The organism is Mesorhizobium sp. M1A.T.Ca.IN.004.03.1.1 (assembly GCF_003997555.1).
Lineage (GTDB): Bacteria > Pseudomonadota > Alphaproteobacteria > Rhizobiales > Rhizobiaceae > Mesorhizobium.
Genome location: NZ_RZTV01000790.1, coordinates 1 through 249 on the forward strand (window position 1 = coordinate 1; position 249 = coordinate 249).

A 249-nucleotide genomic window follows, 5' to 3' on the forward strand; every position below is an offset into this window, starting at 1 on the left:
GTGGTTTTCCACGCCGCCATTTCCCGTCTCTAATCTAGTTGATTTGCGCATGCATCGAGTTTCACATAGTGCGACGTGAGCCTCCCGATATATGTTCCGTTAGAAATATTCTCCTTCATGAAGTTTATTTTTACGACCTTTGCAAATGTCCTCGTCATGTACTGTTCGAACGTCTCAGGAGAAAAATAATCATTCGGGAATCCGCGATAAATACTGCAGCAGTTTGGGTGCCTCATAAGGAACTCTGGC

Annotated in this window: 1 pseudogene; it reads right to left on the minus strand. The window is 44.6% G+C overall.

The window, feature by feature from the left end:
* Nucleotides 1-29: 29 nt before the first annotated feature.
* Nucleotides 30-249 (minus strand): annotated as a pseudogene (locus EOD29_RS36785) (hypothetical protein); the annotation flags it as partial.